Source organism: Neiella marina (genome assembly GCF_002165625.1).
Lineage (GTDB): Bacteria > Pseudomonadota > Gammaproteobacteria > Enterobacterales > Neiellaceae > Neiella > Neiella marina.
Genome location: NZ_NGNS01000003.1, coordinates 264191 through 288657 on the forward strand (window position 1 = coordinate 264191; position 24467 = coordinate 288657).

At 48.3% G+C, this 24467-nt stretch carries 20 protein-coding genes; 15 read left to right on the forward strand and 5 right to left on the reverse strand.

The genetic code is table 11. The features are described 5' to 3' along the window. Window positions 1-10 precede the first annotated feature (10 nt). On the reverse strand, window positions 11-382 hold the full coding sequence (locus CBE68_RS04605; RefSeq protein WP_087504881.1) for a VOC family protein: 372 nt from the start codon (window positions 380-382) through the stop codon (window positions 11-13). A gap of 150 nt (window positions 383-532) precedes the next feature. Between CBE68_RS04605 and CBE68_RS04610 the strand changes: the two genes are divergently transcribed. Next, window positions 533-1219 carry an SDR family NAD(P)-dependent oxidoreductase gene (locus CBE68_RS04610; RefSeq protein WP_087504882.1) on the forward strand — a complete coding sequence of 229 codons (687 nt, stop codon included), beginning with the start codon at window positions 533-535 and terminating at the stop codon, window positions 1217-1219. Between the two features lie 12 nt (window positions 1220-1231). Here the strand turns inward: CBE68_RS04610 and CBE68_RS04615 are convergent, their stop codons facing one another. From CBE68_RS04615 to CBE68_RS04625, 3 genes are all read right to left on the reverse strand, one after another. Further along, window positions 1232-1504 carry an acylphosphatase gene (locus CBE68_RS04615; protein WP_087504883.1) on the reverse strand — a complete coding sequence of 91 codons (273 nt, stop codon included), beginning with the start codon at window positions 1502-1504 and terminating at the stop codon, window positions 1232-1234. Between the two features lie 93 nt (window positions 1505-1597). Then, window positions 1598-5488 (reverse strand): ATP-dependent RNA helicase HrpA, encoded by a 3891-nt coding sequence (hrpA, locus tag CBE68_RS04620; RefSeq protein WP_087504884.1) that lies wholly within the window; start codon window positions 5486-5488, stop codon window positions 1598-1600. Window positions 5489-5639: 151 nt separating this feature from the next. Beyond that, on the reverse strand, window positions 5640-6479 hold the full coding sequence (locus CBE68_RS04625; RefSeq protein ID WP_087504885.1) for a hypothetical protein: 840 nt from the start codon (window positions 6477-6479) through the stop codon (window positions 5640-5642). A 300-nt stretch (window positions 6480-6779) separates the two neighbouring features. On the opposite strand from CBE68_RS04625, the gene CBE68_RS04630 reads away from it, so the two are divergent. The 7 genes from CBE68_RS04630 (at window position 6780) to CBE68_RS04660 (ending at window position 15599) form a co-directional block, all read left to right on the forward strand. Continuing rightward, a complete protein-coding gene (locus CBE68_RS04630) occupies window positions 6780-8777 on the forward strand; it encodes a carbohydrate-binding protein (RefSeq protein WP_087504886.1) in 1998 nt (665 codons plus the stop codon). Further along, window positions 8778-9200 (forward strand): hypothetical protein, encoded by a 423-nt coding sequence (locus CBE68_RS04635; RefSeq protein ID WP_087504887.1) that lies wholly within the window; start codon window positions 8778-8780, stop codon window positions 9198-9200. 206 nt (window positions 9201-9406) lie between these two features. Further along, window positions 9407-10915 (forward strand): S10 family peptidase, encoded by a 1509-nt coding sequence (locus CBE68_RS04640; protein WP_087504914.1) that lies wholly within the window; start codon window positions 9407-9409, stop codon window positions 10913-10915. A 133-nt stretch (window positions 10916-11048) separates the two neighbouring features. Further along, window positions 11049-12509 carry an exodeoxyribonuclease I gene (sbcB, locus tag CBE68_RS04645; RefSeq protein ID WP_087504915.1) on the forward strand — a complete coding sequence of 487 codons (1461 nt, stop codon included), beginning with the start codon at window positions 11049-11051 and terminating at the stop codon, window positions 12507-12509. Window positions 12510-12793: 284 nt separating this feature from the next. Next, window positions 12794-13951 carry a cytochrome P450 gene (locus CBE68_RS04650; protein ID WP_087504916.1) on the forward strand — a complete coding sequence of 386 codons (1158 nt, stop codon included), beginning with the start codon at window positions 12794-12796 and terminating at the stop codon, window positions 13949-13951. A gap of 40 nt (window positions 13952-13991) precedes the next feature. Then, window positions 13992-14300: a 2Fe-2S iron-sulfur cluster-binding protein gene (locus tag CBE68_RS04655; RefSeq protein ID WP_087504917.1), complete on the forward strand. Its 309-nt coding sequence runs from the start codon at window positions 13992-13994 to the stop codon at window positions 14298-14300. 45 nt (window positions 14301-14345) lie between these two features. Beyond that, entirely contained in the window at window positions 14346-15599 is a 1254-nt protein-coding gene (locus CBE68_RS04660; protein ID WP_087504888.1) for an NAD(P)/FAD-dependent oxidoreductase, read from the forward strand. Window positions 15600-15631: 32 nt separating this feature from the next. On the opposite strand, the gene CBE68_RS04665 is transcribed toward CBE68_RS04660, so the two are convergent. Further along, window positions 15632-16489 (reverse strand): AraC family transcriptional regulator, encoded by an 858-nt coding sequence (locus CBE68_RS04665; protein WP_087504918.1) that lies wholly within the window; start codon window positions 16487-16489, stop codon window positions 15632-15634. Between the two features lie 106 nt (window positions 16490-16595). On the opposite strand from CBE68_RS04665, the gene CBE68_RS04670 reads away from it, so the two are divergent. The 7 genes from CBE68_RS04670 to CBE68_RS04700 all read left to right on the forward strand — a co-directional run. After that, entirely contained in the window at window positions 16596-17714 is a 1119-nt protein-coding gene (locus CBE68_RS04670) for a Zn-dependent alcohol dehydrogenase (RefSeq protein ID WP_087504889.1), read from the forward strand. A gap of 2 nt (window positions 17715-17716) precedes the next feature. Beyond that, complete coding sequence (locus tag CBE68_RS04675) at window positions 17717-18523, forward strand: alpha/beta hydrolase (RefSeq protein ID WP_087504890.1); 807 nt, start codon at window positions 17717-17719, stop codon at window positions 18521-18523. A gap of 421 nt (window positions 18524-18944) precedes the next feature. Then, a complete protein-coding gene (locus CBE68_RS04680) occupies window positions 18945-20564 on the forward strand; it encodes a methyl-accepting chemotaxis protein (RefSeq protein WP_087504891.1) in 1620 nt (539 codons plus the stop codon). A gap of 62 nt (window positions 20565-20626) precedes the next feature. Beyond that, window positions 20627-21844 carry a hypothetical protein gene (locus CBE68_RS04685; RefSeq protein WP_143824488.1) on the forward strand — a complete coding sequence of 406 codons (1218 nt, stop codon included), beginning with the start codon at window positions 20627-20629 and terminating at the stop codon, window positions 21842-21844. Between the two features lie 10 nt (window positions 21845-21854). Beyond that, window positions 21855-22268: a phosphate ABC transporter substrate-binding protein gene (locus CBE68_RS04690; RefSeq protein ID WP_087504893.1), complete on the forward strand. Its 414-nt coding sequence runs from the start codon at window positions 21855-21857 to the stop codon at window positions 22266-22268. Between the two features lie 245 nt (window positions 22269-22513). Beyond that, on the forward strand, window positions 22514-22867 hold the full coding sequence (locus CBE68_RS04695) for a hypothetical protein (protein ID WP_143824489.1): 354 nt from the start codon (window positions 22514-22516) through the stop codon (window positions 22865-22867). A 68-nt stretch (window positions 22868-22935) separates the two neighbouring features. Further along, on the forward strand, window positions 22936-24467 hold a 1532-nt coding region (locus CBE68_RS04700; protein WP_087504895.1), incomplete at its 3' end, for an efflux RND transporter periplasmic adaptor subunit.

A 24467-nucleotide genomic window follows, 5' to 3' on the forward strand; every position in this document is an offset into this window, starting at 1 on the left:
AATGATTGAATTATCTATCTGACCAAATTGCCAGTTCGTTGCCACTGGGCTCAGTGAAATGAAAGCGGCGCCCGCCGGGGAACGAAAAAATGGGCTTACAGATGACACCGCCAGCCGCGACGATTTGCTGCTCAGATTGTTCAAGGTTGCTGCTAAACAAAACCACCAACACACTGCCCTGCTCCGTTCTTGCTGATAGTGGTGCTCGGTAAAAACCTCCCTCTATACCAGTGGCAACGAATGCAGCGTAATCAGGGCCATAATCAGTGAATTGCCATTCAAACACTGTCTCGAAAAAGGTTTTGCTGGCCTCTAGCTTGTCGGCAGCAAACTCGAGGTAGTTGACCGAGTGATGCGGTGGCACTTTAGTTGTCGTTGTCATTGCTGTTGTCCCTTTGGCTTCACGTGTTTTCCTCCAACCATGGTTCGTCTCAGAACCAGTGACCGAGTTCAAGTCTAGTCAAATATCACGTTGATAATTGGCGAAATTAACGGTTAGATCGACTGCACAGTAACTTTTGTAAACAATTAAATGAGAACCGTCATAATAACTGGAGCCAATCGGGGGTTAGGGTTGGGGTTCTGCCGCTATTACCTTAATCAAGGTTGGCAAGTGATAGCCCTCTCACGGTCGGGTATTGCAACCGAGTCACTGGCTGACGTGGCAACCACGCATTTACAGCAAATTAACGTCGAGCTTGGCGATGAGTCGTCAATTCGTCATGCGGCTGAGCGCATCGAAGTGGCTTGCTCCGGCATTGACTTATTGTTGAACAACGCTGGCATTGCCATTGACCAACCATTTGGCCACTGGCAACAACAAGCCATGCTTGATGCCTATCAAATCAATGCGGTGGCACCGGCATTGCTTATTCAGGCATTGGCCAATCATATGAACCATGACAGCAAAACAATTCAGCTGTCTTCGGGTCTAGCATCGATTGACCTGGCATTAAACTCGGATGGTCCTTTTAACGGCTACAGCATGAGCAAAGTGGCACTGAACATGTTGACCAAGCGCCTCAGCGAGCACTTTAGAGCGCGCAAGATCGTTGTTGCAGCATTGAGCCCTGGTTGGGTTCAAACGGATATGGGGGGCGCCGAAGCACCGACATCTGTTGAACAGGTGGTGCCCATCATTGCCACCACCATCGCTAACTTGAGCATTGAGCAAACTGGCGGATTCTATGATGAGCGAGGACAAGCGATCAGTTGGTAGTTGAGGTCTGCATTAACGGATATCAAAGCCCTCAATGCCGATCTGCTCTTGCCATTCGACAGTAATGGTTGAAACTTGTGCCGAGGGTGGCCCTTCTTCAAGCCAATCGACTAAGTTTTGTAGGTGATTCATTTCACCTTCGGCATACACACATACCCGACCATCAGCAAGATTTTCAGCATAGCCATTCAAATACAATTGCTGGGCTTTTTGCATGGTATGAAAACGAAACCCCACACCTTGCACTAAGCCGGAAATATAACCTTTGAATGCAGCTTGAGACATAGCGCCCCTCCTTGAGAGCCGGTTGTGACGACATCATCGCAACCAACTGAGCCAGATGTAGCATGGCGCTATTTCAGCTTTTTTGCAGGGCGATTAGCGAATTTTTTCCAATTCCGTTAATGCCGCCGCCACTCGCTTTTCCGATACCGGACCACTGGTGCCCAGTTGTTGCGCATGAATTGATACTTTGAGTTCTTCAATTTGCCACTTCACCGCGTCAAGCTCTACCGCCGCTTTGCGGCGCACAACAGCCTTATCAGCAAGTGCCTGATAACGACTAGTGAGCTTATTCACCAGCAGAATACTTTGCCGATCTTTGGTTGGGTTCTCCGCTAGCTTTTCAAAGCGACGCAACAAGGCTTTCATGTAGCGCTCAATATCATCCAGCTTATCGACCCCATTGGCCGCGACAAAGCCTTTGAAAATCAAACCATTTAAGCACTGTTGAATATCTTGGTAGGAGTTCACCAGCTCAAACGGCATTTTGCCTTTCAAGCCACGATTGAGCTGGTGAGCAATGGTTAAGATCCGCTCCACCTGCAAAGCGATTTGACCAGCAGTTTCGTTCAACTGGGCGCGAATATGATCGCGTAGCGCATTAAACTTCGCTTCGGTTCGTACCGACCAACTGTCTTCGATTAACGCATCGGCTGCGGCATCAATCAGATCGGCGACCAAATCATTGACTTGGCCAAGCGGGTTGTAATACATCGCCAGTTTGGCCTTGTTGGGCAAATTCCTCACCAGATAACTGCGCGGCGATGGAATACTCAACAACACCAACCGTCGCACACCAGCATGGTGTTGGCTTTGTGCGAGTGATAGCTCATCAAACTGCTGCAAGCTCACTTCATTGCCATCATCAACCAAACTCGGATGTAACTCGACCTGATAACCATCGCGACGAATTTGAAGTTGCTCTGCCAAGTCACCAAAGCACCATTGCGACGATGAACTTTGCTTCACTTGCTCGGCTTCCACCTTCTTCAAACTGGCCTGAATACGTTCCTGCAATTGCTCGCGAAGCTTGGTAAGGTCAGTGCCCAGTGCCACCGGTTTTCCTTTGTCGTCGACCACCTGAAACTTCATCTTCAGATGATCGGGCACCTCATTCTGCTGCCAAATTGATTCGTCTAGCCGTTGACCACTAAATTTGCGCAACGCCCGAGTCACTTCGCTGATAAAGTCGCCCTGCTCATCAATTTCATTGACCACCTTGCGAGCATAGTCAGGTGCCGGAACAAATTGCTTGCGCAGCTGCTTGGGTAGACCTTTGATCATCGCCGTCAGCAACTCTTCGCGCAATGCCGGAATATGCCAATCAAAATGTCGTTCTTCGACCTGATTCAACAGCGACAGCGGAATACGGACAATAGTGCCATCTTGCGCTTCGCCCGGCTCAAACCGGTAATCCATCCGCAGGCTGACATTGCCAAACTGCCACTGACGCGGATACTGCGATTCATTTAAGTCATCTTCATCGCGGGCGAGCAACTGCTCACGACTTAGCTCCAGCAACTTGTTGTTGGCTTTGGTATCTTGCTTTAGCCACTGTGCCAGCGTCACCTTGTTGTAGACCGAGGTTGGCAATTTAGCGGCGTACAGATCGGCGTGTTCGTCATCGTGAATCAACAAATCACGGCGCCGAATCATCGCTTCTTGCTGCTGGATTGAATTGATTTGGTGCTGATTTTTCTGGAAGAACGGCGCGTTTAGTCGCAGTTTTCCGGCCACCAAAGCCTCTTTGATAAACAGATTTCGCGCGGCTACCGGATCAATGCGACCAAAACTGACCTTGCGACTCGGTACAATGGTTAGCCCAAACAAGGTCTGTTTTTCGCTGGCCACCACATCTTGGCGTTTCTCTTCAAATACCGGCTCTGAGTAGCTACGTTTCACCAAGTGCTGGGCCAATGGCTCCAACCAACTGACGTCGATATCAGCCACATAGCGGGCATACAAACGCGATGTTTCCACCAACTCAGCGGCAACCACCCACTTCGGCCGTTTGCGACCCAATGACGAACCGGGGAAGAAGGTAAACACCCGATTGCGAGCGCCCTGATAATCACGATCTTTGTTGAGCTCACCGACATGGCTGAGCATGCCTGACAATATCGACTGGTGAACTTGGGCATAGCCTGCGGGCTCGTCGTTCAGTTTGAAATCCATTTCCGCCAAATGGGTGGTTAATTGCTGAAAGACATCCTGCCACTCACGGACCCGCAGGTAGTTAATAAATTGGCTGCGACACCATTTGCGAAATTGATTATTGCTCAGTTCTCGCTGCTGCTCTTCGAGCCCCTGCCACAGGTTTAACATGGCAATAAAATCAGAACTTTTGTCATTCCATTGGGCATGGCACTGATCAGACTGCGAACGTTTATCCAATGGTCGTTCGCGCACATCTTGAGTTCCTAGCGCCGCACAAATCACAGCCAACTCTTTGCCTGCATTGTTCTCTGCGCCGTGAACCAGCATTCGCGCCAAACGAGGATCAACCGGGAAGCGCGCCAGCTTGAACCCGAGTTTGGTTAGCTTGACCGCGCCGCGGCCAGAAAACTCGGCGGCGCCGATTTCCTCAAGCAGTCGAATACCATCACGAACCGTTTTGGTATCGGGCTTTTCTACAAACGGAAAGGCTTCAATATCGCCAAAGTTGAGCATCGCCATTTGCAAGATCACTGAAGCCAAATTGGTTCGTAAAATCTCCGGTTCGGTAAACTCAGGTCTGGCAGCGAAATCTTCTTCGCTGTATAGGCGAATACAAATACCTTCAGCAACCCGGCCACAGCGACCTGAACGCTGATTGGCGCTGGCCTGCGAAATTGCTTCGATGGGCAACCGCTGGACTTTAGAGCGAACCGAGTAGCGGCTGATCCGCGCGGTTCCGGGGTCAATGACGTAGCGAATACCCGGCACTGTTAATGAGGTTTCTGCAACGTTGGTGCTAATCACCAAACGTCGACCTTGAGCCGGCTTAAATACCCGTTGCTGCTCGGCGGCGGACAATCGAGCGTAAAGCGGCAAGATCTCGGTCGAGCGATAATTCTGCTTGCTTAGGGTATCGGCTAGGTCGCGGATCTCGCGCTCACCGTTCATGAAGATCAGAATATCACCCGGCCCCTCGGCACAAAGCTCATCCACCGCGCCGACAATGGCATCGTGCAAATCTTGGCTTTGATCTTCCTCAGCTAGCGGCCGATAACGCAATTCAACCGGATAGGTTCGACCTGACACTTCAATAATCGGCGCCTTGTCAAAATGATTGGAGAAGCGCTCTGGATCAATAGTCGCCGAGGTGATGATGACTTTGAGATCGGGGCGCTTTGGCAACAGCTCTTTTAGATAGCCGAGAATGAAATCAATGTTAAGGCTGCGCTCGTGAGCCTCATCGATAATGATGGTGTCATACTGGCGCAGCAATCGGTCTTGCTGAATTTCGTTCAGCAAAATACCGTCGGTCATCAGTTTGATGTAGCTATCGGCACTGGTGTGATCCGAGAAACGAACCTTAAAACCGACGTGCTCACCGATCTTACTGCCCATTTCTTCTGCAATTCGACTGGCGACGCTGCGAGCAGCCAAACGTCGAGGTTGGGTGTGACCAATCAAACCACCAATGCCACGACCTAACTCGACGCATATTTTAGGCAACTGGGTGGTTTTACCCGAGCCGGTTTCACCGGCAACAATCACCACCTGATGATCAACAATCGCCTGAGCAATTTCATCGCGTTTTTGGCTAACCGGTAATTGCTCCGGATAACTGACTTTAGGTAGGTTCTCAGCTCGCATTTGGCGACGCAAAATCGATTCTTCAACCGAAGCAAGGATCTTGCTTCGCACCTGCTCGCGCTTGTTGTCATCACGAATCTTTTTCAAACCATGCCAACGGCCGCGCAACTTACCTTGATCGGCGAGCATGCACTGGTCGATTTGCTGATTAAAACTGGAGCCTGACGATTGGCTTGATTGCGCCATGAAGCAACTACCTTTGAGCTAACAAGTCAGCCCACAGTAGCGGGCATATGCGACGACATAAAAACTAGTCGCGCATGCTATCAAAATAGCGCTATGGCAAGCAAAAGTATGATGCTATTGGTTGCTCTGTGGTCGGGGCTAAAAATGAAACTTAGTCTGTCGAAGGAGTAGCCAATACTTTACCTTTAGCCAAATACAAATCGTCATAACGGACCCCACCGTTACCATATGGGTTTTTCGCCGGCCCAGTATTGCAGTTGGCTAAAAAGTACGTCAGTGGTTGCTGCCGTTTCATGCGATAGTCGGCGCCGCTGTATACCTTAGTTTGGCGCGCAAATTCACCGCCTTTCAAGTACACATCGTAACGCTGACCACCTTCATTTCGAGGTCGGTTGTCCATCACCATCCACACCTGATACCAAACACCTGAAACAATCGGCTGAGCCGATTGCCCGGTTTCAGGGTTGACCACCTTGTCATAGCCTTTGCCGAGCTTGACCATCAGGGTACCGTCATTTTTATCACCATTCGACTCGGCCTTGTCAGTAATTCTCAAACTCGGTTCAAAGGCATTATATGCATGTTGTTCAATGCCTTTGGGTGCTAAATCGGACAAGCCGAAAATATGATTATTGGGAAAGCTCTCGACTTGGAAACGACCATAAAAGGTGTAGATTTCACCCACTTCGACGGGCTCAGGCAGCTTCACATATGTCAATGCCTTGCGATTGCCGACCACGCCTTCAGCTGCAGGCTTTTTTAGCAAATAGTAATTACCATCTGCTTGTGATCGGCGTTCGGTGACTTGTGGGTTGGCTATGTGAGGTTTGGTTTGATTATCAGTGTCGGCTTTAAGCCACTGATTCATCGAAGCTGGATCTTCAAAATCATCGATCAGTTGCCAATACTGCGCTGTCGTTGCAACGGCTAAATTTGAAGTGAATGATAAAGCAATAGCTAGTGCTGCGGCGACTGGTCGAGTAGGTATCATCAGCTGACGTCCGTTGGTTCTCGGTAACCATCACCGAGTATCGATTGATAAGGTCATCACGCTAGCAAGAGCTGTTGTTGATTAAATCGATTCTGGCCAATTTGAACGGCAGCGATCACGAATATTCCTTCCTTCGCGGACTTCTCTATCCGTTTCAGTGACTTTGCACCACAGAATCATGAATCACGTCACGGTTTGCACAGCCAAAAGCGCCACAACCAAACAAACCAATGAATAGTTTACGGTTAACAATTAACCTAACTTCCTAATACTAAGCAAGGAATAGAACAAGGTGGTTTTATGCTGAATCGAATTTTACCGTCGGTTGTGGTTGCAACTGGGTTGTGCTGGAGTGGCATAGCAGCCGCAGATAACCCGCTAGTCACCCACATCTATACCGCCGATCCAACCGCTCGGGTTTTTGGCGATACATTGTATGTGTTCCCATCACACGACATTGTTGAGCACGACGGTTTAAGAGGTTTGAATGGCTTTATGATGCCGGACTACCACCTGTTCTCAAGCCAAGATCTGATGAACTTTACCGACCATGGGGTGATCTTGCACCAGGACCAAATCAGTTGGATTGAACCCAATTCGTTTGAAATGTGGGCTCCGGATGCGGTGGAAAAAGACGGCAAGTACTACTTTTACTTTCCTGCTCAAGATCAAATCGGCGTAGCAATCGCCGACCGACCAACTGGTCCCTATGTGCCGCGACAAAGCCCGATTGCAGGCACTGCGGGTATCGATCCGAATATACTGATCGACGACGATGGCACGTCTTACTTGTTCTGGGCTCGCAACCATGAAATTAAAGCCATGCGGCTTAAGGACAATATGGTTGAAGGCGACATGGAGCCAGTAATCATCGGCAACCTATCCAAAAAGTACAAAGAGGGCCCCTTTGTTTTCAAACGCAACGGCCTTTATTACCTAACTTACCCAGTTGATGAACATGGCAACGAAGAAATCGCCTACGCCACCAGCGACAAGCCACTTGGCCCCTATACGTATCGCGGCGTCATTATGGATATGTGGCAAGATTGCTGGACTAATCATCACTCCATCGTTCAATACCAAGGGCAATGGTATTTGTTTTATCACCACCACGATTTGTCATTTGATGCTTCACTTCGCTCAATGGCCGCCGACAAACTCTTCTTCAATGCCGATGGCACCATTCAGAAAGTACAGCCGACCCGACGAGGTATCGGCATAAGAAATGCGGCGGACATGATTCAAGTGGATCGGTTTGACGCCAGCTCCGGCCTGCAAACGCCAATTCATCGTGAGCATGAACCAGCCGGGATGTATGTCAGCAGTATTTCTCACGGCAGCTGGCTCCATTACTCTGGCGTTGACTTTAGCGATAATCAATTTCAATCCGTTGCTGCTCGAGTCGCCTCTTCAGCTGACGGCGGGACAATTGAGATTCGCCTTGGCAGCAGCGAGGGGCCGTTAATTGCACGCATCGAAATCCCCCAAATGGCCAATAAAGGGCAATGGCAGACGGTCAGCAGCAAACTAGTGGCACAGCCACAAGGCTTACAGGATTTACATCTAACATTCAGCGGTCAGAAATCGGCAGCATCGCTATTTGATTTAAATTGGATTCGATTTGAGTTACCCGCTTCGGCTCAGCTTTATGCCGAAGGAAGAGGCGAAGGCTCAATTACAGTAAACGGCAAGACATTTGCACATTTCGAGCCGTTACCTTTGCTGACAAATTTAGCGAGTCAGCAACCAAAACTGAGCGCCACTGCCGGCTCTGGTTCGGTGTTTGTCGGCTGGAAAGTTAATGATGTTGCTGTTGACGAGCTGCCAGCGATTCAACAAGGCGATCGTATTAGCGCTGTATTTGAAAAGCCGGTCCCCGTTCGACAAGCAACCCAACGAATAGAAGCCGCTAGCTTTCAGCTCAGTCAAGGCGTTGTGGTGGAACCTGTGCTCAACGGCAGCGAGCAAATCGGCTACATCAACTCTGGCGACTATCTAAAGTATGAAAACATTGATTTTGGCAGTGGCGGCAAACTCATGCTCACCGCCAGAGCGGCAAGTAAAGCTGCCGGCGGAACGATATCGATTCACCAAGGCTCGCTCGCATCGCCCCCTATCGCAACACTGACAGTCTCGGATACTGGCGGGTGGGACCAATGGCAGTTATTCAAAGCGCCAGCAACGACAAGTCATGGCGTCCATGATCTCTATGTCAGATTCACCGGCCAGCAACAAAGTTTCTTAATGAACTTCAACTGGCTTGAATTCTCTCAGCTCGAACTCTCCCAGATCGAATAGATGCCAATCTATGTAGACATGTGTTCAACTGAGCAACCCTGTGATTTATTTGGCGAAAAGAAATCAATGAAGTTGGTGTTGAAAGTTGTTGCTGTGGTCGTCAGCGCTGCAGTGGTGTTATATCACGGCTACTTCTATGTCTTGCCCAGCGTGACTGTCATTAACAATGCGGATATCACCATCAGCAATGCCCGCGTCGAGCTGCCAAATTCAGGTTTGGATTTTGGCAGCATCGAGGCCAAAGGAAAAAATACTATCTATTACTCACTGGAACAGTCTGATGGTCAGTATCAATTCCATATCACAATGGCCGATGGCGCTATTTTATCTGGCCGCTGTGGTTATGTGACCAATAGCGAAATTCACAAACGCGTCCGGTTGCTGGTAACAGCCGATCAGGTCAGCTGCGACTCACCTTCATAACAAACCATAAAACAGCTCCAATTGACCGACAACTTGCCTGTTTACGTTCGCTGCACCAGTTAGTTGTCGCCGTCAGCTTGTTCAGTTATGGGCACAATGCTACCGTGCCCAACGACTTTTCTGGCGACTCTAAATTTGATAAGAGAACTATTATGAAGGCGACTTCTTTTGCTGCTGTGTTGTTCAGCCTTACTCCTTTGATCACCATGGCACCGGTATTGGCCGAAGATGACTCATCAACCAAAGCCAATCGGTACGATGTTAGTCAGCATCGCCGTGCCATAGCGATTGACCATCAAGTGGTTACCGAACACAAAACCAAAGTGGATGGCCAACGCTTCGATTACACCGCGACAGTCGGAACACAACCGGTCTGGAACAACAATGGTGATGCCATTGCCACACTCAGTTACACCTATTACACCCGCAATGACATCAAGGATTTGGGCAAGCGCCCACTAATGATCTCCTTTAATGGCGGACCAGGCTCAGCCTCCGTTTGGATGGACATTGGCTATACCGGTCCACGTGCAATTAACGTCGATGATGAGGGTTATCCGCTGCAACCCTATGGCGTTAAAGCAAATCCATATTCAATTCTCGATGTCGCAGATATTGTTTATGTCAATCCAGTGAACACAGGCTATTCCCGTGTTTTGCCCGATGAAGACGGCAAGATGCCAGACAAAGACAAACAAAAAGAATTGTTCTTTGGCGTCAATGCCGATATCAAATATCTTGCCGAGTGGCTCAATACCTTTGTCAGCCGCAATGAGCGTTGGCGCTCACCAAAATATCTAATTGGTGAAAGCTACGGTACCACTCGCGTTTCAGGTCTGGCGCTAGAGCTGCAAAATCGTCAATGGATGTACCTTAATGGCGTGGTCCTCGTATCACCGACAGATTTAGGGATCGAGCGCAACGGTCCGGTTAAAGCAGCCAACCGGCTGCCTTACTTTGCCGCCGCGGCGTGGTACCACAAAGTATTGCCAGAGCACCTGCAACAGATTGATTTAGAAGAATTGTTGCCGCAAGTAGAAGCTTTCACCATCAATCAATATATCCCAGCTTTGGCTAAAGGCGGCTTCATTGATCCTAGCCAAAAACAACAAATCGCCGAGCAAGTGGCAACATACTCTGGTCTGAGTGTGGATGCAGTCATCAAGTCGAACTTGGATATCTCGACCTGGTATTTTTGGAAAGAGCTACTGCGCGAAAAGGGTTTGACCATTGGCCGTCTTGATTCACGCTACTTGGGCATCGATAAGGATGGTGTTGGCGATAGCCCAGATTACAATGCTGAATTAACATCATGGCTGCATTCATTTACGCCAGCTATCAATGCCTATCTGCGCGAAGAACTGAACTACCATACTGACATCAAGTACCAAATGCTTGGCGATGTTCACCCGTGGGATCGAACCGACAACAATACTGGTGAAAACCTACGCCAAGCGATGGCGCAAAACCCATACCTGAATGTGATGATTCAAGCCGGTTACTACGATGGTGGCACCAACTACTTTGATGCCAAATACAGCATGTGGCAACTCGATCCAAGTGGCAAAATGGCTGACCGCTTGAGTTACAAGGGCTACCGCAGCGGCCACATGATGTATCTGCGAGCAGAGGACTTAAAACAATCGAATCAAGATCTCCGAGATTTTATTCAAGCCACTCTGCCACAGCCGAACCAGCCTGCTAAGTATGAGTAATGGTTCACTTTTTCTGAGCCATTTCAGAGGCAAGTTAGTGCCACCGACTTGCCTCTGTTTAGCAGCCTAGCGAGCCGTGGTACACTCACTGCACCTTGCTATCAACTCGCCATTAAGCAATCAAAAGCCTGCCATGAGCCAAACCTTTTTGTTTCACGATTACGAAACGTGGGGCGTTGATCCTCGTCGTGATCGCCCCGTGCAATTTGCTGCTATTCGTACCGATGCCAACTTCAATCCAATTGGTCGCCCTATTGAGCTCTTTGCCCAATTAGCACCGGACTACTTGCCTGCACCCGAGGCATGTTTGGTGACAGGCATCACACCGCAAATCGCCCAACAAAAAGGCCTACCTGAATGCGAATTCATGCGCAAGATTCAGCAGCACATGAGTGAACCAGGTACCTGTTCTCTTGGCTACAACACGATTCGATTTGATGATGAAGTGACTCGTCACAGCTTGTATCGCAACCTGTTGGAGCCTTATGGTCGCGAGTGGCAAAACGGCAATAGCCGCTGGGATCTGATTGACTTGGTGAGGGCCACTTACGCCCTTCGTCCTGAAGGTATCGAATGGCCAACCAATGACGAAGGCAATGTCAGTTTTAAGCTCGAGTTGCTGACTCAAGCCAATGGGCTAGCCCACGAAAATGCTCACGATGCGTTATCCGATGTCCATGCCACCATTGCCATGGCGAAGCTGATCAAAGACAAGCAGCCCAAGCTCTATCAATATTTCTTCGATAATCGCGGTAAGCAAGCTATTGAAGCAATGGTCAACGACGCCATGACACATCCGCAAGGCCCGCAACCGCTAATGCACATTAGCGGTCGAATATCGCCAGCCCAAGGCTGCTGTGCTTGGGTGATGCCGGTGTTGCAAGACAGTCGGCAAAAAACCAAGTTCTTGATGATCAATCTGACCATGGACATTACGCCGTTACTTGAGTTAGATGCCGTCACTATCAAACAACGCATGTATACCCCAAGACAGCAATTACAGGAGCAAGGACTGCTGCCGATTCCGCTAAAGTGGGTGCAATCAAACAAATGCCCGGTGATTGCTCCCGCTAAAACGTTGCGGCCAGAAGATGCTGAGCGCATTGGCATTGACCGCAACGCTTGCCTGCAAAGACTGAAACAATTGCAACAGCATTGGCATCCGCTGCTCGCAAAACTGACCGAATGGTTAGAGCTGGAACATCAAGGAGCAGACGAACGGCCACCAACTGATGCCGATATTGCTCTTTACGATGGTTTTATCAGTAATCCAGATAAACAGCAGATGGATTGGCTTCATCAGCAACAACCCGAACAACTCGCGGGTCTCGATACCTTATTTGATGATCCAAGGCTCAACACCCTGCTGTTTCGCTATAAGGCTCGCAATTATCCATCGAGCCTGTCGGATACCGAACAGCAACAGTGGCTGCAGTTTTGTCGTCAACGGATTTTTGAGCCAGATTCCGACTGGCTGACCTTAGAGCAAATGATGGCGCGCATTCAAAGTCTGAGCGAAACCCACGCTGACGACAGCCGTGCTATTCGCATTTTGAAGCAATGCTATGACTACGCGGTGCAAACTTACGGGTAATATCAGCCAGTCAATGGCCCTTGTTCAGAAACCGAAAAGCGATGCCTGAGTGCATCGCTTTTTTTGTCCTCATACCCGCCAACATTTCTCAACGCTTATCTCAAAAAGATCGTTTCAAAAAGCCACATTGTTAACAATTAAAATTTAGTGCGCCAGCTCACACAACATTAAAACAAAGCATATAGATGACATTTTTGGTCGATATAAGGCTACTTTAAAAAATATTCGCTCATAAAATGACATTTAAATGATTTAGATCAATAAATGCAATGAGTGGAGGCACCATGAATCACAGCGAATTTCCTGATCCATTCGAGCAAGCTCGACAAGGCGATGGAGTCAGCACCATCGATGATCAAAACGATCCTGTCACTATGGTGTTGGGCCTAAAGAATGTTCGCAAATGTGCCCATCAATGGCAAAAATTTCAATCAGGCGCAGAAGCCGGCCGCATCGTGGTACCGTCTGAAGTTCATATTCGTGATACTCGACAAATTCCGTTTGAAGTCGATCCTCCTGAGCATGGCGACTACCGAGCAATTGTTGAGCCCTGGTTCAAACGACCACTTGAGCAAGATTATCAAGATCAGCTCAATGACATTATCGGTTCACTAATCGATGAGGTAGTACAACAAGGTGCCGTGGAAGTGGTTGAAGAATTTGCTCTGCGTTTGCAATCACGAGCATTGACATTACTGCTCAACACTCCATTTGAAGAATCGGAGACTTGGATCAGTTGGGGCACTCACGTGTTCCGTAGCGAAGACAGTGCGCTCGACGCGTCCAAAGCCAACATCCTATACGACTACATTGATGGTCAAATAGACCGCGCAGCAGCGAAGCCAACGGATGACTTGTATTCGGTGTTGCTAAACAGCGATTTTCAGGGCCGCAAGCTAACCAAAGAAGAAGTCAAAGGCGTCATGATCCTGACCTTCGCCGGCGGTCGCGATACGGTGATTAATGCTGTTACCAACACCATTGCCTACTTTGCTGATCACCCAGAGTCGCTCCGATACATACAACAGCATCCTGAGAATACGGGTAAAGCGGTGGAAGAATTAGTGCGCTACTTCTCCCCTCTCACTCACATGGGACGAGTGGTAACCGAAGATACCAGCGTTTGTCAGCATGCCGCCAAAGCTGATAGCCGAATTTCACTGTGTTGGGCATCTGCTAATCGCGATGAAACCGTTTTTGAGTCACCCAACGAGGTCAAATTGGACCGCAAAGTAAACCCTCATGTGGCCTTTGGCTTCAGCCATCACAATTGTTTGGGTGCGACTCACGCCCGCCAAATTTTGCAGATTTTACTAACTCAACTGGCAGCCAAAGTCGGCCAAATTCAGATCCACGACTGTGAAGAAAACATAGAAGATTGGCAGCAGTTCCAGCGCAAAGTCGGCTTCCATCGCCTTAATGTCACTTTCACTGGTAACTAGTTTGACCCAATCGAAAACAACGATAGAGCGAGAGACAACCATGGCAAAAATTACCTTTGTTACCCCTGACAATGAATCTGTCACTTTAGAAGCAGAACAAGGCTCAGTAATGGAGTTGGCTGTCAGCAATAACATTGCTGGCATTGATGGCGATTGTGGTGGCGTGTGTTCATGTGCCACTTGTCATGTCCACGTCGCGCCACAAGACGTCGACAAAGTGGGTGCCGCCAGTGAAATCGAACAGGACATGTTAGAGCTCGACGACAATGCCAACGAATACAGCAGATTATGTTGCCAAATTGAGATCACCGAGCAACTTGATGGCGTCACTTTGACAGTTGCCGGTTAAACCGAGCTCTAGCGCCAAATTGCAGCCAGTATGAAGAATATTGATATGTCTGATCATCTAAACCAAACCTGTGTCATCATTGGTGCCAGCCATGCTGGAGTCAATGCCGCATTTGCCCTGCGCAAAGAAGGCTGGAGCGGTCCAATCACCCTCATCGATGCGGATCCGCACCTGCCCTACCATAGACCACCGTTGTCTAAGGCTTACTTGACCTCAGATGATGACATCAACAGCCACTTATTGAAGCCCATCAGTAGCTATCAACAAAATGACATCGAGCTCAAACTCGGCGTTGCCGTTGAGGAGCTCGATGCCAAAACGAACACCCTATTACTGGCTAACGGCGAGCAGTTAACTTTCGGCAAACTAATTATTGCCACCGGCGCACATGCATTTGTACCGCCTATTGCTGGCCTTGCTGATGCTAAGAACGTGTTTACATTGCGCAATGCCGAAGACGTTAATCGCATCCGCGAAACCTATCGCAACTTAGCTGAACAACAACGCCAACGAGTGGCTGTTATCGGTGGCGGCTACATCGGCCTTGAGACTGCCGCCTCGCTGCGGAAGATGGGGGCTGATGTCACCGTAATCGAACGCGAAAGTCGTATTCTAGCGCGCGTTACTACAGCCCAAATGTCGAAATTTTTCACTGACTTGCATCAGCAACGAGGTGTCGATATCGCCACCGACAAGCAAGTAGATGCAATTTCAGTGAGTGACAGCGGCTATGTGTTGCGCTGCGCTGATGCAACCGAGATTCAATGCGATATGGTGATTATTGGCGTTGGCGTTAGCGTTAATACCAAGCTGGCAGCGCAAGCAGAACTAATGTTAGAAAATGGCATAGCGGTCAATGCATACGGCCAAACCAGTAATCCTGCGATATATGCCATCGGTGACTGCAGCTATCATCATAACCCCCACTATGACCGCAAGCTGCGTTTAGAGTCAGTGCAAAACGCCGTCGACCAAGCCAAAGTTGCCGCAGCTCACTTATGCGGTAAACCCCAAACTTACGACGCAATTCCTTGGTTCTGGTCCGATCAATACGACGTCAAACTGCAAATGGTTGGTTTATCCGACGATCACGATGAGGCGATTACACGTCAAGAGATCGAGCCCAACAAGTTTTCAGTCTGGTACTTCAAACAACATGAGTTAGTGGCCGTCGATGCAGTCAATCAAGCCAAAGCTTACGTGTTGGGTACCAAGTTGATCAAAACTCGGCAAGCGGTCAACAAAGCCCATGTTGCAGACACCAGCATCGAACTCAAATTGGCAAATTTGATTGACTAGGGCTTAACCCAGTTGGCTACCACCGCAATGGGCTAATCAGATAACCGAGAGCGCACTTTCTTTTGATATTGCAATGGCGTAACCGAGAACTGCTTTTTGAATTGAGCAATGAAGTGAGAAGTGCTGGAAAAATCAAGCTGGTCGCTAATATCACCAATGGATTGGTGACCTGAGCTGAGCAACCGTGCCGCTTTATACAGTTTATAGCGCAACGAATATTCGGAAAAACTCAGGCGATAAATTTTTTTAAACAAGCGAGAAAAGTGAGAAGCCGATAAGTGACATAGTTCTGCGGCTTCAGTCATCGATAAACCGATGGCCTTGTCATTTTGAAACCGCACCATCACCGGTTTCAGTTTATCGAATCCAGCAATGTGATTGATGGGTCTAATGACATCGCGCTTTACCGGGAGACCGTGTTCGGCAATCCAGATGATAAGTAGTTTCAATAAAGTAGCGCTTTTCTCACTCAACGGATTGTCAACATAGCTTGCAAGCAGCCATCGGGAGAGCTGTTTGACCTCGTTAATGTGTTGCTCAGGTAGGCGTAAATGAACGCCTTGCTTAAATAGCTGTTGCCATTGCTCAAAGCCATTGGCAGCAAAAAAACGAGGATCAACTTGCAGAATATACCAAGACTTGGCGGCATCGGAGAGCTCAAAATCATGGCTCTCTAACGCCGGAGTAAAAACGATATCGTTGTTGGCTAACTTGGATTGGCCTTGGCTATAAAAATATTCGCCATCGATGTCGTCAAACAAAATAAATTCGTGAACTTCATGAAAGTGAAAATAACAAGAATAAGGATCTTGGGCCTTATAACTGACGTGATGAATTTCAAATTGGTGGCCTTTTTCAATACAAAAAGGTTCGCAATAAACGTCTTTCATAAACCCTAACAATAAACTTAGCCATTCATTTTTACAGGGTAAATGACCTGCAAATGGAAATGCAACGGCTGAATAACTAAACCTCTGACCAACAAACGAGAGAAACATGAAACAAGTAAAAGCGCTTATTTCAAATGGCCGAGGCGACTATAAAGTCTCACAAATCACAGTTGGCGAGCCTGCTGCCGGAGAAGTTCGAATCAAAATTATGGCTGCTGGCATCTGTCACACCGACTGGGACAGTATTCAGAACTGGAACAAGGAATTCATTGTTGGCCACGAAGGAGCTGGCATTATTGATGCGGTGGGCCCGGACGTAACCGATTTGGCAGTTGGTGATAAGGTGATCCTTAACTGGGCGATCCCTTGCGGCGAGTGCTTCCAATGCCGTGAAGGCAACCTCCATATCTGTGAAAACAATTCACCCGTCTGTGGCTGTGACTTAAAAGGCCACGCTCACATTGAAAGCAGCCACCACCATGATTCCCCTATTGAGCGTTCATTTCACCTAGGCACCATGAGCGAATATGCGGTGGTGAAAACCCAAGCCGTGGTGAAAATTGACAGCGATATTCCGTTTGAATCGGCGTCGATTATCGGCTGTGGCGTAATGACCGGTTGGGGTTCGGTGGTCAATGCTGCCAACGTCACTGTCGGTAGCAGTGTCTGTGTCATTGGTTGTGGCGGCGTTGGTCTTAACGTTATACAAGCCGCCAAACAGTCTGGTGCAGCAAAGATCATTGCTATCGACATTAATGAAGACAGGATCACTCAAGCGAAAGAGTTTGGTGCGACTCACGGTGTCATCGCCGACAAAGCCGATTTAGATTTCATAGAGGTTAAAAAACAAGTGCGCGCTCTAACGGACAGTCGCGGTGCTGACTACGCCTTTGAGTGCACCGCTATCCCGGCCCTAGGTTCGGCGCCGCTGACATTGATTCGTAGCGCAGGCACTGCAGTTCAAGTCAGTGGTATTGAGCAGCGGATTGACTTTGACTGTGAACTATTTGAGTGGGACAAAACTTACATTAATCCGCTGTACGGGATGTGCAATCCGGAGCGAGATTTCAGCCGCATCCTCAGCCTTTATGATAACAAGCAAATGAAGCTTGATGAGTTGGTCAGTAAAACCTACACCCTGGAGCAAATGGACGAAGCATTCGACGATTTACTCAATGGTCGCATTGCCAAAGGTGTTGTGGTATTCGACCAAGGGCAGAGCTAATTATGGCAATTCAACGGCTTGAAGTGTCTGATCCGGCATTTAGCGAAGCAAATACTACCACGGTGACGATCAATAGCAGTCATATCGAAGGACGGCGAGATGTCACCATTTACAATTCGGTATCGCCCAGCACCAGCAATGTGCCGATGGTGGTACTACTCCATGGTGTATATGGCTCGCACTGGGTTTGGATGCGTCTAGGTGGCGTCCATCTGGTTTACGAGCAACTCAAAGTTCAAGGCCTAGGTGACTTTGTCTTAGTGATGCCTTCAGATGGTGGTTTATGGGAAGGTTCAGCTTACCTGCCGTTGCCACAAGGTAACTTTGAGCGTTGGATCGTTGAGGATGTGATTAATGCAGCAATCGAGCAATGTGATTGCCTTAGTCAAAACAGCCGAATCTACCTGAGCGGTTTATCCATGGGTGGCTACGGTACCTTGCGGTTAGGTGCGAAGTACCCCGCTCGATTTAGCGGTTTATCAGCTCACTCATCTGTGACCACACTGGCAGACTTGCAGCAATTTGTTGAGTATCCGGTGAGCAATTATCAATGCGTTGATAGCCATGAGGCGGAGTTGCTCCACTGGTTCAATTTGAACAAGGCAAACACCCCTCCTCTGCGACTCGATTGTGGTGAAGAAGATTCTCTGTTTGCCAGCAACATGGAGCTTTCAAAGCAACTTTCTGAAATCGGTATAAAGCACGATTTTCAAGTTTATGCTGGCGGCCACGAGTGGTCGTATTGGCACCGGCATGTAGCGACAACTTTGAAGTTCTTTGACCAGCTTGAGCAAGCTCAATTGAAATAAACGTCAATTGATATCTGACTTGCCTTGACTGCTGTAGCCAGTGGTCAGGGCATTTCTTATATTTAAGATGAATCACCGCCACTACAGATTTCCGACATAATGGCTACAACAGTGCAATATATCCTTCAACTATCCAAGTTTTAACTATATTTTAAATCGCTAACGACGACTGTTTTGTGACAACAATTCTCAAATAAAAGTAAATTCAGTGAGTATGAAAGTTGCTCTATGTCTAAATATTGACTGATGAAGGTAACTTTATTGTCATATCAGGCAAATCACTTCTACCTTATAAGCTATAGATAACAGTATTTTAACGCATATTTAATTAGGGATGAGTATTCTTCCATGCGAGAATCTCCGTTAAACATCATACCTTTAACATTTTATTAGCACGGATGGCTATCAACCGGAGCTCTTGATGACATTTCTGAACTATCTTTCTGTTCGAAATAAAATCTTTCTGATTAGTGTATTCGCTTTAATCGGATTTCTAATCCTAATGTTTGTCAGTGCTTCGGCGGCAAATCGTTCCAACCAGATTCTTCACCAAGTCAGAACAATTTATTACCCGGTGTTGGAGCGCGCAACGTTTAACAATGTGCAACTTGAACGAATCGCCGAAGGCCTCAATACGGCAGTGACCATAGGCGATGAAGAATCGTTACAGCTGACCGACAGTCAATTCGATGCGTTGCTTGAGTCTTTAGCCAGCCAAAAACAATTGGTCAGCTACCGAGCTGATGAAGTGTCTCAAATCGAGCAACAAGCGAAGAACTATTACCAGCAGTCTCGTTCAATTGCAGCATCAATGATCGATGGCACCGCTGATTTCGCCACTATTGGCGCCAAAGCAGCAGACACAGCAAACAAATTGAGCGCGTTGCAGGGTTTATTGGACGATTTTCAGCAACAAAGCCAAAACAAATTTCACGGTTTAATCGATGAGCTGAATCAACGTGGCGAAACAAGCCTACAAACCACATTAGTCACTGGTGTGATAGCCATTCTGGTGATCGTTGCCATCACCTTAGTGATCAGCGCCAAGATCTCCACCAACCTAAAGCAACTGACTCGATCCTTGCGAGACATAGCCGAGGGCGACGGCGATATGACGGTTAGAATCGAATACGTTGGTCGAGACGAAATGGCCAAGTTAGTTCACTTCTTTAATCTATTCCTCGACAAAATGCAGCAGAGCCTGAGTGAAGCGTTAAGCACCATCGAGGAATTAAGTAGAGTTGCCGATCAACTGGCCCATGCCAGCACAGAAACCAACGAGCAGATTGGTTCTCAAGGGCAAGCCATTGCGCAGACCACACAAGCACTGAATGAACTATTCGGCTCAGTCAAACATATCGCAGAACACGCATCTGAAGCCTCTGAAGCAGCATCGAAAGCAGACCAAGAGGCAGTGTCTGGAAGCAATGTAGTCAATTCCACCATCGACTCGATCAATCGATTGGCTGATGAGATGCAATCGACAGCCAGTGTTATTGCCGACCTCGAAAGTTACACCAACAACGTTGGTGATATCCTCGAAGCGATTCGCGGCATTGCCGACCAGACCAACCTACTGGCATTAAATGCCGCCATCGAAGCGGCTCGCGCAGGCGAACAAGGTCGAGGTTTTGCAGTGGTTGCCGATGAGGTGCGTACCCTAGCCTCTCGCACTCAAGAATCAACCCATGAGATTCAATCGGTGTTAGAAGAATTACAAAGCACAGCCAAGTCGGCGGTTGAAGCCATGGATCGTGGTAATACTATGGCCACTAGTAGCGTCCAGCAGTCATCTTCAGCCGGTCAATCATTAGCAACCATTACCGAGAAAGTTGCCGCCATCACAGTGGTCAATGATCAGATTGCAACGGCAACTGGCGAACAACACCAGACATCGCAACAGATCCAAGATCTAGTTGACCAAATTCAACAAATGGCGCAACAGGCAACGACGAGTACATCAGAGCTGGATCAAATCAGCCAATCGATACGCACTGTGACCCAGAAACTCACTTCTGTGACTGGCCAGTTTAAGGTCTAGTCCGAAATTGGGCCCCTAATGGCTTACGGGGCCTATTTAACACACCACTAGAGAACGAAACTATGACAACCAATAAGCTGACGACAGCGACTCTTGCTTCTCTGGCATGCTGTTCTATGCAAGCGATGGCGGCAGAATCATCTGATCAAGAACGCATTCAACAACTCGAACAACAAGTTGCAGTTCTTCAAGCACAGCAAAACTCCAGCGATCTGTTGGACCGTTTCACCATCAATGGCTTTGCCTCTGTTGGCTTTGGTGTTGCAACCGAAGACTTGGAGTATTTAGTCGGTTACGACACCGATGGCTATGGCGGTTTTGAAGATGACAAAATCGACTTTGCCCCTGACAGCATGGTGGCCTTGCAAATGTCATTCGACATTAACGAACAGGCGCAAGCGGTCATTCAGCTGGTCGGTCGTGGCACTGATAGTTGGGACCCAGAAGTCGAATGGGCATACGTGTCATATACCTTTGACAACGATGTTATGGTTCGCGGCGGACGCTTGCGGCTACCAATCTTTATGTTGTCCGATTATCTAGAAGTCGGCTATGCCTATCCATTTGCTCGGCCATCGGTTGAAGTCTACAACAACGTACCAAGCTCGACTTATGAAGGATTTGACTTAAGAACGTCATTTGATGTCGGCGATGCCACGTTGACTGTTCAGCCGTTCGTTGGGCAATCAGACGTAAGAGGCAACTTCAATACCGAAATGACTGAAATCATTGGCTCTGCAGTAGAGCTTTCCTATGGCAACTTCGGCTTCCGTACATCAGTAGCCCAAGCCAGTCTGGAATCTGATGATGACAGTCTTGACGGTAATGATGGCAAATTCATTGGCTTTGGAGGCAGCTGGGATAACGGTGACTGGTTGTTCATGAGCGAGTGGACGAGAGTTGATGTGGACGGCATATTCCCAGACTATGATTCCTACTATGTCTCCCTCGCCTATCGCTATGATGTATTCACCCCATACATCATGTACGCAAATTCAGAAACGCAAGATGATGACGAGCGAGCTTACCCACCAGAGCTAGGCTTACGTAATCCATTGGATTCTGAGCGCACGGCTTACTCATTAGGTTTACGTTGGGATTTTGCTCCGGCAATGGCTGTGAAGTTTGATGCGACTTTACTTGACGACTTTGGTAGCACTGCCGCTGGGTTTAGCGACAATGTCAGTATCACTAGTATTGGCGGCAATCCGATCCCATACGTCGATCAACAGTTTGAAGATGCCGCCATTTACTCGGTTGTATTTGATGTAATTTTCTAAGGAGAGAATAATGATTAAGCGTATTTTTCTAGCCACCTCCTTAGCTTTGTTGGCCCACACCAGCTCAGCAGCGGTGGTGATGATTGGCCACCCCGCGACTGCCGACCAGTTGACCAAGAAGCAAGCTCAGGCAATCTATCTGGCGAAATCGAAAAAGTTACCCGGCGGTATGTCAGTCACGGTCAATGAACTTGCCGCTGGTGATCCTATTCGCACTGAATTTCACGACAAAGTGACCGGCAAAAGCGATGCTCAGCTCAAGTCTTACTGGTCTCGACTGGTGTTCACTGGTAAGGCAGCAGCGCCGTCAGAACATAGCTCTGCCGTCGCCATGAAGGCTGCAGTAGCGGCTAAGCCTGGTGCCGTCGGCTACATCGATGAAGCTGATGTTGATGGCAGTGTTGTTGTACTATTTAAGCCATAACCTCCCCCCTGTGAGATAGTGGCAATGAGCCACTATCTCCCGTCCCCCTGCTCAATCGAACAAGCTTATTTACATTTTGTGTTGGTCAGCAGCTAAGAAATAGCGCAAACTAAAACAGTTTTTATCACTTGGTAGATAGACTGTTGGCTGCAGCCCTCATTCACAAATCACGAAAACAAACAGCAATCGTTTTATTGCTGTGGTTTGTGCTGTGTTTGGGGTTTGTCTGTACCAAGGTGCAACCAATGCAATCGGAGATGGCGGTTGTTACAGAACCACACCAAGCTTCAACAATGATGTCAGGCCATCAACATCATCACACAATGGCTGGTTCGGCTAAATCACAGTTATCTCACCCAGCGCCAAATCAATCTAGCCACTGTGCCGACAAAGCCGATCAACCAATGACCAAGTTACTCAGTAGCAGTGGTGTAGCCTTGATGCTACTGGCACTGGTTGCGCTAGGGTATTTTGCGTCGCACTCGATGGCTCTGAGCTTCCAAGCGATGATTGGCAGTGATGCCTCTAAGCCAGATACTGAACCGCCTAATTCGGGCTATCCACCACTGTTTATTACCACTCAACGACTGCTGAATTAAAACCTCGTCCGGCTCTGCTCCGAATCGGAGTGATTAGTTGTGACATTTTTCTATTTAGAGGTTTGATAATGAATCGGTTAGTTTCGGTATTTTTTTCTGCAATCATTGGTATCGCCATCGGTGCCGCTGGCTATCATCTTGCTCAAGGCAACTCACACCATAGTGATGCTTCAGCACAGTCAGACCAACCGCTGTACTGGGTGGCACCGATGGATCCCAACTATCGTCGTGATGGCCCAGGTAAATCGCCAATGGGGATGGATCTTGTTCCCGTTTACGCCGAACAAGACAACAATGCCGACAGTCCCGGCACAATCAAAATTGCCCCTGAAGTTGAAAACAACTTAGCGGTAAGAACGGCAATGGTCGAAAGCAAACCACTGTCAGATACTATTTCTACCGTTGGCTATGTCGGCTTTAATCAAGACACTCTGATCCATATCCACCCCCGAGTAGAGGGTTGGTTAGATACCCTCAATATCAAGGTAGTTGGAGAACGAGTAGAAAAAGGCGCAGCGCTGTTTTCTATCTATTCGCCCGAGCTGGTCAACGCGCAAAAAGAGTTGCTATTGACGTTGGAGAAAGCCGATCGAGCGCTCATCGAAGCGGCAAAAGAACGTCTTCGCGCGTTGCATGTACCAGAACGACAAATCAAACAACTGGTGGCGAGCGGTAAAGCATCGCAAACGGTAACCATCTATGCACCACAAACTGGTGTTGTAGAGATGCTGGAAGTGTCAGAAGGTTATTTTGTTCAACCAGGCGACACTATTTTGTCGTTGGGGCCACTTAATGAAGTTTGGGTGACGGCAGAAATATTTGAGCGCCAAGCGAATTTGGTTGCGGTTGGCGATGCCGTAACCATGACTCTGGATTACTTGCCCGGGCGTCGCTGGCAAGGCGTGGTGGATTACATTTATCCAATGTTGGAGCCAACCAACCGCACCGCACAAGTTCGGCTGCGCTTTGATAATTCAGATGAGACGCTTAAGCCTAATATGTTTGCGCAGATCCAAATCCATGCCGAATCGTCTAACGAGCGGTTGGTGGTGCCAAACGAAGCAGTGATCCGAACTGGCCAGCAAGACCGACTGGTATTAGCTCTCGGAGATGGCAAGTTTAAGTCAGTGGCAGTAACGCTCGGTCGAGTCAATCAGCAACAAGCAGAAATTATCGCTGGCGTAGCAGAGGGCGACCAAGTGGTTACCTCGGCACAATTTTTACTCGATTCAGAATCGAGTATTAATTCAGACTTCAGTCGCATGTCTATTTACCAGCAAGACAAGCCCGAAAGTGTCTGGGCTGAAGGTGTGATTAAAGCCATCAATGGCGAGCAGCGCATAGCGACAGTTGACCATCAAGCAGTTGATGCTTGGCAATGGCCGCCGATGGTGATGGATTTTCACCTAGCCGATTCAGTCGATATGACCAAACTCAAGCCCGGTACAAAGCTCCACTTTGAAATCACTGAAGTCGAGCAAGGCTATTGCATCATTGCTGTTCACATTATGGGCATGGACCATAGCCAGCATAAGAACATGGACCATAGCCAGCACAAGAACATGGACCATAGCCAGCACAAGAACATGGACCATAGCCA

Coding starts and splice junctions, on each gene's coding strand:
- CBE68_RS04635 (WP_087504887.1), top strand. CDS start 8,778: ATGCCAATCTATGTAGACATGTGTTCAACTGAGCAACCCTGTGATTTA.
- CBE68_RS04685 (WP_143824488.1), top strand. CDS start 20,627: ATGACAACCAATAAGCTGACGACAGCGACTCTTGCTTCTCTGGCATGC.
- CBE68_RS04610 (WP_087504882.1), top strand. CDS start 533: ATGAGAACCGTCATAATAACTGGAGCCAATCGGGGGTTAGGGTTGGGG.
- CBE68_RS04655 (WP_087504917.1), top strand. CDS start 13,992: ATGGCAAAAATTACCTTTGTTACCCCTGACAATGAATCTGTCACTTTA.
- CBE68_RS04640 (WP_087504914.1), top strand. CDS start 9,407: ATGGCACCGGTATTGGCCGAAGATGACTCATCAACCAAAGCCAATCGG.
- hrpA (WP_087504884.1), bottom strand. CDS start 5,488: ATGGCGCAATCAAGCCAATCGTCAGGCTCCAGTTTTAATCAGCAAATC.
- sbcB (WP_087504915.1), top strand. CDS start 11,049: ATGAGCCAAACCTTTTTGTTTCACGATTACGAAACGTGGGGCGTTGAT.
- CBE68_RS04670 (WP_087504889.1), top strand. CDS start 16,596: ATGAAACAAGTAAAAGCGCTTATTTCAAATGGCCGAGGCGACTATAAA.
- CBE68_RS04605 (WP_087504881.1), bottom strand. CDS start 382: ATGACAACGACAACTAAAGTGCCACCGCATCACTCGGTCAACTACCTC.
- CBE68_RS04680 (WP_087504891.1), top strand. CDS start 18,945: ATGACATTTCTGAACTATCTTTCTGTTCGAAATAAAATCTTTCTGATT.
- CBE68_RS04630 (WP_087504886.1), top strand. CDS start 6,780: ATGCTGAATCGAATTTTACCGTCGGTTGTGGTTGCAACTGGGTTGTGC.
- CBE68_RS04675 (WP_087504890.1), top strand. CDS start 17,717: ATGGCAATTCAACGGCTTGAAGTGTCTGATCCGGCATTTAGCGAAGCA.
- CBE68_RS04660 (WP_087504888.1), top strand. CDS start 14,346: ATGTCTGATCATCTAAACCAAACCTGTGTCATCATTGGTGCCAGCCAT.
- CBE68_RS04695 (WP_143824489.1), top strand. CDS start 22,514: ATGCAATCGGAGATGGCGGTTGTTACAGAACCACACCAAGCTTCAACA.
- CBE68_RS04625 (WP_087504885.1), bottom strand. CDS start 6,479: ATGATACCTACTCGACCAGTCGCCGCAGCACTAGCTATTGCTTTATCA.
- CBE68_RS04665 (WP_087504918.1), bottom strand. CDS start 16,489: ATGAAAGACGTTTATTGCGAACCTTTTTGTATTGAAAAAGGCCACCAA.
- CBE68_RS04650 (WP_087504916.1), top strand. CDS start 12,794: ATGAATCACAGCGAATTTCCTGATCCATTCGAGCAAGCTCGACAAGGC.
- CBE68_RS04615 (WP_087504883.1), bottom strand. CDS start 1,504: ATGTCTCAAGCTGCATTCAAAGGTTATATTTCCGGCTTAGTGCAAGGT.
- CBE68_RS04690 (WP_087504893.1), top strand. CDS start 21,855: ATGATTAAGCGTATTTTTCTAGCCACCTCCTTAGCTTTGTTGGCCCAC.